General features: G+C 50.4%; 7 protein-coding genes, 1 tRNA gene and 3 rRNA genes. All 11 read left to right on the plus strand.

Annotated features, from left to right (window positions below; genetic code table 11):
* The first annotated feature begins 86 nt into the window (after positions 1–86).
* The 11 genes from QU597_RS00380 (at position 87) to QU597_RS00430 (ending at position 12,198) form a co-directional block, all read left to right on the plus strand.
* Positions 87–1,634 (plus strand): 16S ribosomal RNA (locus QU597_RS00380).
* Between the two features lie 294 nt (positions 1,635–1,928).
* Positions 1,929–4,855: ribosomal RNA gene (locus QU597_RS00385) — 23S ribosomal RNA — on the plus strand.
* 81 nt (positions 4,856–4,936) lie between these two features.
* A 5S ribosomal RNA gene (gene rrf, locus QU597_RS00390) occupies positions 4,937–5,053 on the plus strand.
* Together the 16S, 23S and 5S rRNA genes form the textbook arrangement of a ribosomal RNA operon.
* A 356-nt stretch (positions 5,054–5,409) precedes the next feature.
* The gene (guaB, locus tag QU597_RS00395; RefSeq protein WP_236337596.1) at positions 5,410–6,867 is read left to right on the plus strand and encodes an IMP dehydrogenase; all 1,458 of its coding nucleotides are present in this window, start codon (positions 5,410–5,412) and stop codon (positions 6,865–6,867) included.
* 120 nt (positions 6,868–6,987) lie between these two features.
* Complete coding sequence (locus QU597_RS00400) at positions 6,988–8,388, plus strand: D-alanyl-D-alanine carboxypeptidase family protein (protein WP_370656246.1); 1,401 nt, start codon at positions 6,988–6,990, stop codon at positions 8,386–8,388.
* Positions 8,389–8,500: 112 nt separating this feature from the next.
* Entirely contained in the window at positions 8,501–9,382 is an 882-nt protein-coding gene (pdxS, locus tag QU597_RS00405) for a pyridoxal 5'-phosphate synthase lyase subunit PdxS (RefSeq protein ID WP_054944095.1), read from the plus strand.
* A 19-nt stretch (positions 9,383–9,401) separates the two neighbouring features.
* Positions 9,402–9,986, plus strand: coding sequence for a pyridoxal 5'-phosphate synthase glutaminase subunit PdxT (gene pdxT, locus QU597_RS00410; protein ID WP_206102671.1), 585 nt, complete (start codon positions 9,402–9,404; stop codon positions 9,984–9,986).
* 84 nt (positions 9,987–10,070) lie between these two features.
* Positions 10,071–11,360: a serine--tRNA ligase gene (gene serS, locus QU597_RS00415; RefSeq protein ID WP_206102672.1), complete on the plus strand. Its 1,290-nt coding sequence runs from the start codon at positions 10,071–10,073 to the stop codon at positions 11,358–11,360.
* Positions 11,361–11,424: 64 nt separating this feature from the next.
* Positions 11,425–11,513: transfer RNA gene (locus QU597_RS00420), tRNA-Ser, on the plus strand.
* Positions 11,514–11,693: 180 nt separating this feature from the next.
* On the plus strand, positions 11,694–12,035 hold the full coding sequence (locus QU597_RS00425; protein ID WP_206102673.1) for a hypothetical protein: 342 nt from the start codon (positions 11,694–11,696) through the stop codon (positions 12,033–12,035).
* A 13-nt stretch (positions 12,036–12,048) separates the two neighbouring features.
* A complete protein-coding gene (locus QU597_RS00430; RefSeq protein ID WP_206102674.1) occupies positions 12,049–12,198 on the plus strand; it encodes a small acid-soluble spore protein P in 150 nt (49 codons plus the stop codon).
* Positions 12,199–12,242 lie beyond the last annotated feature (44 nt).

Genomic DNA, 12,242 nt, shown 5'->3' on the forward strand with positions numbered 1-12,242 from the left:
GGAAATCACTTCGGTGAGATCCAAAATTAGAGAATGCAAATTCTCGTCAGATGTTTCAAAATGAGCAATCGCTCTTTCTAAATACCAATTTGGAGAGTTTGATCCTGGCTCAGGACGAACGCTGGCGGCGTGCCTAATACATGCAAGTCGAGCGGAGCTTATCCTTCGGGATAAGCTTAGCGGCGGACGGGTGAGTAACACGTAGGCAACCTACCCCTCAGACTGGGATAACTACCGGAAACGGTAGCTAATACCGGATAATTCCTTTTCTCTCATGAGAAGAGGATGAAAGGCGGAGCAATCTGCTACTAAGGGATGGGCCTGCGGCGCATTAGCTAGTTGGTGAGGTAACGGCTCACCAAGGCGACGATGCGTAGCCGACCTGAGAGGGTGAACGGCCACACTGGGACTGAGACACGGCCCAGACTCCTACGGGAGGCAGCAGTAGGGAATCTTCCGCAATGGGCGAAAGCCTGACGGAGCAACGCCGCGTGAGTGATGAAGGTTTTCGGATCGTAAAGCTCTGTTGCCAGGGAAGAACGTCCGGTAGAGTAACTGCTACCGGAGTGACGGTACCTGAGAAGAAAGCCCCGGCTAACTACGTGCCAGCAGCCGCGGTAATACGTAGGGGGCAAGCGTTGTCCGGAATTATTGGGCGTAAAGCGCGCGCAGGCGGCTATTTAAGTCTGGTGTTTAAACCTTGGGCTCAACCTGGGGTCGCACTGGAAACTGGATGGCTTGAGTACAGAAGAGGAAAGTGGAATTCCACGTGTAGCGGTGAAATGCGTAGATATGTGGAGGAACACCAGTGGCGAAGGCGACTTTCTGGGCTGTAACTGACGCTGAGGCGCGAAAGCGTGGGGAGCAAACAGGATTAGATACCCTGGTAGTCCACGCCGTAAACGATGAGTGCTAGGTGTTAGGGGTTTCGATACCCTTGGTGCCGAAGTTAACACAGTAAGCACTCCGCCTGGGGAGTACGGTCGCAAGACTGAAACTCAAAGGAATTGACGGGGACCCGCACAAGCAGTGGAGTATGTGGTTTAATTCGAAGCAACGCGAAGAACCTTACCAGGTCTTGACATCCCTCTGAATCCTCTAGAGATAGAGGCGGCCTTCGGGACAGAGGAGACAGGTGGTGCATGGTTGTCGTCAGCTCGTGTCGTGAGATGTTGGGTTAAGTCCCGCAACGAGCGCAACCCTTGACTTTAGTTGCCAGCAGGTAAGGCTGGGCACTCTAGAGTGACTGCCGGTGACAAACCGGAGGAAGGTGGGGATGACGTCAAATCATCATGCCCCTTATGACCTGGGCTACACACGTACTACAATGGCCGGTACAACGGGAAGCGAAACCGCGAGGTGGAGCCAATCCCAGCAAAGCCGGTCTCAGTTCGGATTGCAGGCTGCAACTCGCCTGCATGAAGTCGGAATTGCTAGTAATCGCGGATCAGCATGCCGCGGTGAATACGTTCCCGGGTCTTGTACACACCGCCCGTCACACCACGAGAGTTTACAACACCCGAAGTCGGTGGGGTAACCCGCAAGGGAGCCAGCCGCCGAAGGTGGGGTAGATGATTGGGGTGAAGTCGTAACAAGGTAGCCGTATCGGAAGGTGCGGCTGGATCACCTCCTTTCTATGGAGAATCGTTTCCTGCAACGGAAACATTCAAATCGGAAGCTCAGCTTCCAAAACTCAGGTTTAGGCCTGTTACTCACTCGTTGGTCAGTTTTGAGAGTTTAAGCTCTCAGCAGTACCTTGATCCTTGAAAACTGGATACCGAAACGAATTTGCGTTTTAGAACATCTTTTAGCTGAAACTTGTGTAAGCAAGTTGAAATAGTTATTAGTTGATACGAATTTTTCTGTGAAGGAAATGAAGATCTTGAATTTATTCAATGGTCCGATATTTCTCCTCCGGAGAAAATCGAGGTTAAGCTAATAAGAGCACACGGAGGATGCCTAGGCGCCAGGAGCCGACGAAGGACGTGGCGAACAACGAAACTGCCTCGGGGAGCTGTAAGCAAGCTTTGATCCGGGGGTGTCCGAATGGGGAAACCCAGCTGTGGTAATTCGCAGTTACTCACATCTGAATACATAGGGTGTGTAGAGGCAGACCAGGGGAACTGAAACATCTAAGTACCCTGAGGAAGAGAAAACAATAGTGATTCCGTCAGTAGCGGCGAGCGAACGCGGAACAGCCTAAACCAAGGGGCTTGCCCCTTGGGGTTGTGGGACGTCTCACATGGAGTTACAAAGGAATATGGTAGGTGAAGAGGTCTGGAAAGGCCCGCGATAGAGGTAAAAGCCCTGTAACCTAAACTGTATTCTCTCCGAGACGGATCCCGAGTAGTGCGGGGCACGTGAAACCCCGTATGAATCCAGCAGGACCATCTGCTAAGGCTAAATACTACCTGGCGACCGATAGTGAAACAGTACCGTGAGGGAAAGGTGAAAAGCACCCCGGAAGGGGAGTGAAATAGAACCTGAAACCGTGTGCTTACAAAAAGTCAGAGCCCGATCTATGGGTGATGGCGTGCCTTTTGTAGAATGAACCGGCGAGTTACGTTTAACATGCAAGGTTAAGGTGAGAAGCCGGAGCCGCAGCGAAAGCGAGTCTGAATAGGGCGATTTAGTATGTGGACGTAGACCCGAAACCGTGTGATCTACCCCTGTCCAGGGTGAAGGTGCGGTAACACGCACTGGAGGCCCGAACCCACGTATGTTGAAAAATACGGGGATGAGGTGGGGGTAGCGGAGAAATTCCAATCGAACTCGGAGATAGCTGGTTCTCCCCGAAATAGCTTTAGGGCTAGCCTCGGTGAATGGAGTGGTGGAGGTAGAGCACTGATTGGGTGCGGGGCCCGCAAGGGTTACCAAGCTCAGTCAAACTCCGAATGCCATTAACTTCTTGCCGGGAGTCAGACAGTGAGTGCTAAGATCCATTGTCAAAAGGGAAACAGCCCAGACCATCAGCTAAGGTCCCCAAGTGTGTGTTAAGTGGGAAAGGATGTGGAGTTGCACAGACAACCAGGATGTTGGCTTAGAAGCAGCCACCATTGAAAGAGTGCGTAATAGCTCACTGGTCGAGTGACTCTGCGCCGAAAATGTAACGGGGCTAAACACACCACCGAAGCTATGGCTAGATACGTATGTATCTGGGGTAGGGGAGCGTTGTATGTGGGTTGAAGGTGTACCGTAAGGAGCGCTGGACAGCATACAAGTGAGAATGCCGGTATGAGTAACGAAAAGATCAGTGAGAATCTGATCCGCCGAAAGCCCAAGGTTTCCTGAGGAAGGCTCGTCCGCTCAGGGTAAGTCGGGACCTAAGGCGAGGCCGAAAGGCGTAGTCGAAGGACAACAGTTTGAAATTACTGTACCACCGTAATCCGCTATGAGCGATGGGGTGACGCAGGAGGGTAGTGACGCGGACTGATGGATGTCCGTCTAAGCAGTGAGGCTGGTGTGTAGGCAAATCCGCACATCGTAAGGCTGGGCTGTGATGGGGAGCGAAAATTATAGTAGCGAAGGTCATGATCTCACACTGCCAAGAAAAGCCTCTAGCCAGGAGAAGGTGCCCGTACCGCAAACCGACACAGGTAGGCGAGAAGAGAATTCTAAGGCGCGCGGAAGAACTCTCGTTAAGGAACTCGGCAAAATGACCCCGTAACTTCGGGAGAAGGGGTGCCTCGGTAGGGTGAATAGCCCGAGGGGGCCGCAGTGAAAAGGCCCAAGCGACTGTTTAGCAAAAACACAGGTCTGTGCGAAGCCGCAAGGCGAAGTATACGGGCTGACGCCTGCCCGGTGCTGGAAGGTTAAGGGGAGTGGTTAGGAGCAATCCGAAGCTATGAACCGAAGCCCCAGTAAACGGCGGCCGTAACTATAACGGTCCTAAGGTAGCGAAATTCCTTGTCAGGTAAATTCTGACCCGCACGAATGGCGTAACGACTTGGGCGCTGTCTCAACGAGAGATCCGGTGAAATTTTAATACCTGTGAAGATGCAGGTTACCCGCGACAAGACGGAAAGACCCCATGGAGCTTTACTGCAGCTTGATATTGAATTTGGGTACGATCTGTACAGGATAGGTGGGAGCCGTAGAGGCAGGAGCGCAAGCTTCTGCGGAGGCGCCGTTGGGATACCACCCTGATCGTATCTAGGTTCTAACCTAGTACCCTAAGCGGGTACGGGGACCGTGTCAGGCGGGCAGTTTGACTGGGGCGGTCGCCTCCTAAAGAGTAACGGAGGCGTTCAAAGGTTCCCTCAGAATGGTTGGAAATCATTCGAAGAGTGCAAAGGCATAAGGGAGCTTGACTGCGAGACCTACAAGTCGAGCAGGGACGAAAGTCGGACTTAGTGATCCGGTGGTACCGCATGGAAGGGCCATCGCTCAACGGATAAAAGCTACCCTGGGGATAACAGGCTTATCTCCCCCAAGAGTCCACATCGACGGGGAGGTTTGGCACCTCGATGTCGGCTCATCGCATCCTGGGGCTGAAGTAGGTCCCAAGGGTTGGGCTGTTCGCCCATTAAAGCGGTACGCGAGCTGGGTTCAGAACGTCGTGAGACAGTTCGGTCCCTATCTGTCGTGGGCGCAGGAAATTTGAGAGGAGCTGTCCTTAGTACGAGAGGACCGGGATGGACGTACCGCTGGTGCACCAGTTGTTTCGCCAGAAGCATGGCTGGGTAGCTACGTACGGACGGGATAAGCGCTGAAAGCATCTAAGCGTGAAGCCCCCCTCAAGATGAGATTTCCCAATTAGTAAGACCCCTTGAAGACGACGAGGTAGATAGGTTGGAGGTGGAAGTGCAGTAATGCATGGAGCTGACCAATACTAATCGGTCGAGGGCTTATCCAAAAATTTCGAAGAACGCAGATTCGTTTCGGATTCAGTTTTCAGGAATCAAGATTCCTGAAGCATTTACGCTGTAAATGCCTGTTTGGTGGCGATAGCGGAAGGGTTCCACGCGTACCCATCCCGAACACGACCGTTAAGCCTTCCAGCGCCGATGGTACTTGGACCGAAGGGTCCTGGGAGAGTAGGACGCCGCCAAGCACATGAAGCCATTGTTGAGTAATCGACAATGGCTTTTTTTGTTGTTTATATAGAGATTATGAAATGAGCCTAATGTCCACCCCGTATGGACTTTCGTCCAAGAATTCGCTTACTCTGTGGCCATTTTCCGAATACCTCCTCTGATGATGTAATATTCTTGACAGGCCAAAAAGCCTTTGCTAAGATGGCAATAATATATTTTTGGACAAGCATCTCAAACCTTAATTGAAGATCTCAATGTGCCTAACTTCGCTGTGACGGTCTGTGTCTATCGGATATGGACTTTAGCCGGAGTTTCTTCATTTATAAAGTTTGCGGACGTTTAGAATAAAGACATTCGAGGAGGAATGACCCAGGTGTGGGAAGATAAGTTTGGTAAAGAAGGACTGACTTTTGATGATGTGCTGCTGGTGCCGCGTAAATCCGAGGTACTGCCGAAGGAAGTGGATCTGTCTACAGTTTTGAGTAAAACTGTGAAGCTCAATATTCCGCTTATGAGCGCGGGGATGGATACCGTAACTGAAGCCGCAATGGCAATTGCAATTGCCCGTGAAGGCGGAGTGGGGATTATTCATAAGAATATGTCCGTGGAGCAGCAGGCTGAAGAGGTAGACCGCGTTAAACGTTCCGAAAGCGGCGTTATCACCAATCCTTTTTCCCTAACACCTGATCATCTGGTGTCCGACGCCGAACGGCTGATGGGCAAATACCGGATTTCGGGCGTTCCGATTGTAGACGATAACAATAAACTGGTTGGCATTATTACTAACCGTGACATGCGCTTCATTCATGACTATAGCGCTCCGATCAGTGAATATATGACCAGAGACAACCTGGTAACAGCTCCTGTAGGAACTACACTCCAGGAAGCGGAAGTGGTGCTGCAGCGTCATAAGATCGAGAAGCTGCCGCTAGTGGACGATAATAAGATTCTTAAAGGTCTTATTACTATTAAAGATATCGAAAAAGCCATCCAGTTCCCTAACGGTGCTAAGGATGCCCAAGGACGTCTTCTGGTAGGTGCAGCAATCGGTATCTCCAAGGATTCACTGGAACGGACAAAAGCTTTGGTTGAAGCCGGTGTCGATCTGATCGTAGTTGATTCCGCACATGGACACCATATCAATATTATTGAAGCAGTACGTAATCTGCGTGCCCAGTATCCTGACCTTACCATTGTTGCCGGTAATGTAGCGACAGGAGAGGCTACGCGGGAGCTGATTGAAGCAGGTGCTTCGATTGTTAAGGTTGGTATTGGTCCAGGCTCGATCTGTACCACGCGTGTTATTGCCGGTATCGGCGTACCGCAGATTACAGCAATCTACGATTGTGCAACGGTTGCCCGTGAGTATGGCGTACCGATCATCGCCGACGGCGGGATCAAATACTCAGGGGAGATTACCAAGGCTATCGCAGCTGGCGCTTCGGCGGTTATGATGGGAAGCCTGTTCGCCGGTACCGAAGAAAGTCCCGGGGAATCGGAAATTTACCAAGGACGTAAATTCAAAGTATACCGCGGTATGGGCAGCATGAGTGCGATGAAGCAAGGCAGTAAGGACCGCTACTTCCAGGACGATGATAAGAAGCTTGTTCCGGAGGGTATTGAAGGACGCGTTGCCTTCAAAGGATCACTGTCCGACACGGTTCATCAGCTGATCGGCGGACTCCGCTCAGGTATGGGGTACTGCGGTACTAAGACATTGACTGAACTGCGGAATGATACCTCCTTCATCCGGATTACAGGTGCCGGACTGCGCGAGAGTCATCCGCATGACGTACAGATTACTAAGGAAGCACCTAACTATTCCTTATAATCGGCCAAATTCGCTAAATTACGGACAGACAGGGCGAAATTCGTTCTGTCTGTCTTTTTTTGCAGGTACCCCTGTGTTAGAATAGAACAAGCAATGGATATGAACCAAAGGAGAGTAGTAATTTTGAAGCACAAGCGGAAGTTCAGCAGTAAACAATTTGTGATCAAGACAGCGACAGTAGGTCTGCTTTTAAATATGTTAGCTTCTCCTGCAAGTTCAGTACTGGCCGATGCGGTGAAGACCCCGGCTACAACAGAAGCAGGTACTGCTGCCACAGGCACTGCAACAGCCAAAGCAGCTGTAGCCAAAATACCCTCTGTAGAATCGCTAGGACTTAACGTGAGCTCGGCAGTATTAATTGAACCTACTACCGGTGAGGTGTTGTTGTCTTATAATGCAGATCAAGCTCTGCCCCCTGCGAGTATGACGAAGATGATGACAGAGTATCTTGTAGCCGAAGCCGTGAAGAATGGACAGCTTACCTGGGACCAGAAGGTCATCGTACAGGAGAATGCCGCCCAGCAAATCGGTTCCCGGATCTTTTTGGCACAAGGTGATGAACATACAGTTAAAGAGCTGTACATAGCTATGGCAGTTGGCTCAGCCAATGATGCTACGGTTGCTTTGGCGGAACTGGTTTCCGGATCTGAACAGCAATTTGTGACATTGATGAACGAAACTGCCCAGAAGATGGGGATGAAGACAGCGTATTTTATCAATTCGACGGGTCTTGACCGGGCAGATATGCCGGCTAAGTACCGTCCGGAAACGGACCGCGAAACGGTCATGTCTGCGATGGATGCGGCTATTCTTGCAAAATATATTGTAACTGATCATCCTGATTTCACTGAATTCACAACCATACAGTCTTATAAATTCCGTGACCGGGATACCAAACCTATGGTTAACTACAACTGGATGCTGGAGGCTAATAAGGATATTGCGAACTTTAAGGCATACGCCTACCCGGGTCTTGACGGACTGAAGACGGGACATACTAGCAATGCCGGCAACTGCTTCACTGGTACGGCCGTGCGAGACGGCATGCGTCTGATCAGTGTAGTTATGGGGGCCGATTCAGAAGCGCATCGTTTTACTGAAACCAAGAAAGTGCTTGATTTTGGCTTCAATAACTTTGAGATCAAGCAGGTCGTGGCCGCTAAGTCGGTAATCACCGGCAACGAAACCGTGCCTGTACAAAAAGGCAAGAACGAAAGTGTATCCGTGGTTACGGATGCAGGTGTAACTTTCATGGTCCCTAAAGGAACGGTTTCACCTCAAATCGAAACTGCCGTTACGGTGAATGATCCATCAACTTTGGTGGCTCCAATCCCCAATGCTACAGCAGTCGGTAAGGTAACCTACACTTATAAGGTGGAAGGCATGTCTCAGGTCCAACAGAAGACCGTTAATTTGATTACAGCTGAGGAAGCAGAGAAAGCCGGATGGTTCAAACTGCTGATGCGGGCAATAGGCGATTTTTTTGGTGATCTGTTTACAGGAATTAAAGATCTGTTCTAGAGTCAGCAATGACTTTAGGCAGACAGAAATCCGAGTAAATGGGTTGTATATATAACCGCCCTGCGGTAGAATTATTATTTAGATTCAGTCAGATTATTCGGGAGGCTTGGACATGGAAACTGGTACATCGAGAGTTAAAAGAGGCATGGCAGAAATGCAAAAAGGCGGCGTCATCATGGACGTCATGAATGCAGAACAGGCAAAGATTGCTGAGGCTGCGGGTGCAGTAGCCGTAATGGCTCTGGAACGGGTTCCTTCCGACATCCGCGCAGCAGGCGGTGTAGCACGGATGGCAGATCCTACAATTGTAGAAGAAGTTATCAAGGTAGTCAGCATTCCCGTAATGGCTAAAGCTCGTATCGGCCATTATGTAGAAGCTAAGGTCCTGGAGTCGCTGGGCGTTGATTATCTGGACGAGAGTGAAGTTCTGACTCCTGCCGATGAAGTTTTCCATATCGACAAGCGTGAATTTACAGTTCCTTTTGTATGTGGCGCAAAAGACCTCGGTGAGGCACTTCGCCGTATTAATGAAGGGGCTTCCATGATCCGTACCAAAGGCGAACCGGGAACAGGCAATATCGTTGAAGCTGTTCGTCACATGCGCTTCATTAATAGCCAGATCCGCAAAGTGACTAACCTGTCCAAGGACGAGCTGTACCATGAAGCCAAAACACTGGGAGTTCCTTACGAGCTTCTGCTTGAAGTCCACGAGCTTGGCAAACTGCCGGTTGTTAACTTTGCTGCAGGCGGTGTAGCTACTCCTGCCGATGCAGCCTTGATGATGCATCTGGGAGCGGATGGCGTATTCGTAGGTTCCGGTATTTTCAAATCGGATAATCCGGAGAAGTTTGCCCGTGCGATTGTTGAAGCAACCACACACTTCACTGACTACAAACTGATTGCTGAAGTATCCAAGAACCTCGGCACCCCGATGAAGGGGATTGATATTGCAACTCTGGCTCCGTCAGAACGCATGTCGGAGCGTGGCCGTTAATAGAGAGAAGGTTTCCCGGATGAAAATAGGAGTGTTGGCGCTTCAAGGCGCTGTAACAGAGCATATTGTCAGTATAGAGAAAACCGGAGCCGAGGGCCTTCCCATTAAGCGCGTAGAGCAGCTTGAGGAAGTGGAAGGACTGATCATCCCTGGCGGAGAAAGTACTACGATCGGCAAGCTGATGCGCAAATACGGCTTCATTGAAGCCATACGTGACTTCTCAGCCCAGGGCAAACCTATTTTCGGTACATGTGCGGGAATGATTGTGCTGGCGAAGAGAATTGCCGGAGGCGAACCTTCTCATCTTGAGCTGATGGATATTACCGTTGCCCGGAACGCTTTTGGCCGCCAGCGGGAGAGCTTTGAGTGTGATCTGGATGTAAAAGGGATAAATGAGCCGGTCCGTGCCGTCTTTATCCGTGCTCCGCTCATTAACGAAGTGGGTCCGGATGTCGATGTCCTGACGGTCTATAATGATGAGATCGTAACGGCGCGCCAGGACAACCTGCTGGTATCCTCTTTCCATCCGGAGCTGACCGATGATTACCGCCTGCATCAATATTTTGCCGATATGGTGAAGGCTAGTGTAGAAGCTAAACAATAGAACTGCATACAAGAACATCCTGACTCTTTCAATGCTGCAACAGCAATTTGAAAGAGTTTAGGCTGTTTTCAGGAGGGAAACTTTGTGCTAGATGTAAAAGTATTGCGCAGTGATTATGCCAAGGTAGAAGAGGCGCTTAATAAACGCGGGAAATCACTTGATTTGATTGCAGGCTTTCCACAGCTTGACTTGCGCCGGCGTGAACTGCTGCAAGAGACTGAAGGGCTTAAGAACCGCCGTAACATCGTTTCAGGCGACGTGGCTAAGAAGAAAAAGAATGGCGAGCCGGCAGAAGACTTGATTGCTGAGATGCGTACGGTATCCGACCGGATCAAGGAGCTGGATGATGAAGTCCGCGAACTCGAAACACAAATCGATGAGCTGACCATGAGCATTCCGAACATTCCTCATGAATCGGTGCCGGTAGGCAAATCCGAGGAAGAGAACGTTGAAGTGCGGCGCTGGTCGCAGCCAAGAGAGTTCGGATTTACGCCCAAATCCCATTGGGAGCTGGCACAGCAGCTGGATATCCTTGATTTTGAAGCCGCTGCCAAGGTTACAGGTTCCAGATTTGTGTTCTATAAGGGTCTTGGCGCCCGTCTGGAGCGCGCCTTGATCAACTTCATGATGGATCTTCACAGCGGAGAGCATAACTACGAGGAAATGCTGCCGCCATATATCGTAAATAAGGACAGCTTGTATGGTACAGGTCAGCTGCCGAAGTTTGAAGAGGATCTGTTCAAGCTGCGGGACACCGAATATTACCTGATTCCTACAGCCGAAGTACCGGTAACGAACTACTACCGTGAGGAGATTCTGACAGCTGCAGATCTGCCGAAATATCATGTTGCTTACAGCTCCTGTTTCCGTTCTGAAGCGGGTTCAGCAGGCCGGGACACCCGCGGGCTTATCCGTCAGCATCAATTCAATAAGGTAGAGCTTGTAAAGCTGACTACCCCTGAGACCTCATATGAGGAGCTTGAGAAGATGACAGCTGACGCTGAACGCGTACTGCAGCTTCTGGAGCTGCCGTACCGGGTGCTGGGCTTGTGTACCGGAGATATGGGCTTCACAGCAGCTAAGACGTATGATTTGGAGGTCTGGCTGCCTGAGAGCGGCATGTACCGTGAAATCTCCTCCTGCTCCAATACAGAGGACTTCCAGGCGCGCCGGGCTAATATCCGTTTCCGTAAGGAGCCTAAGGCAAAGCCTGAATTCGTTCATACCTTAAATGGTTCCGCATTAGCTGTAGGACGGACCGTGGCAGCTATTCTGGAGAACTACCAGCAGGAAGACGGCAGTGTGCTGATTCCGGAAGCACTCCAGCCATACATGCGTAATGTGAAATCGATTAGTCCGAAAATTTCTCAATAATATGCTTGCGTATTATTAGGATAATGTGATACAATTCCTAATGCATGTGAAATTTTGATGCATTGGAGAGGTACCGAAGCGGTCATAACGGGGCGGTCTTGAAAACCGTTAGGGTGCAAGCCCACATGGGTTCGAATCCCATCCTCTCCGCCATATCCTTATAAACTAATGAATTGCAGATAGAAGCCATCTTCTCCGGAAGGCGGCTTTTTTTGTGCTCTTCTGCCCCTACAAATATCCGAATATGGCTGGCAGTGGAGTGAGTGATCAGCAAGCAGGAATAAAAAAACCCATTTCTCCGCAATGTATTAGGGAAGGAGGGTGATTATAACAATGAACCGAGAAATGCAATTGGACCAGAATAGTCTGGTTTCGGCGTGGCAGGAGCGTTTGCCTGCTCTAATGGACGATGGGGACAGCTTTAGCCTGCAGGGGGATGCAGCAGACCCGAAGAGTCTGTTGATTCATTTTAACGCTGCCGGCCATCAGGCCTATTCCCTTGATTTCCGTTGTACCTATGTGGACAGCCGGGAGGTTGCCGTAGATTTGATTGATGTGGAGCAGGGAGGGCGCCATACTGACGAACGTACTGATGCCGTACAGCAGCTTGCGCAGCAATATACTAGACAGATTCATGAGTGCGCCCAGGCGTTGCAGAATCTGACCAATCCATAGGAGGAATAGTGAGATGAGCAAACCCAAAAGTATGCCGGTTCCCGGCGTAGAGACTAACCATGAGCCTAGGGAGGAGCATCACTCCTCCGGGCCTAAGCCGTTATCCGGTTCTAAAAAGGTAAAGCAGGCTAACCATGTGGATCATCACAACCGGCAGGGATAAGATTGAAACCAGAGGCGCGAATGAAACGTAATGTTTCTCGTATT

It is taken from the genome of Paenibacillus pedocola (assembly GCF_031599675.1).
In the GTDB taxonomy this organism is placed as follows: domain Bacteria; phylum Bacillota; class Bacilli; order Paenibacillales; family Paenibacillaceae; genus Paenibacillus_AQ; species Paenibacillus_AQ pedocola.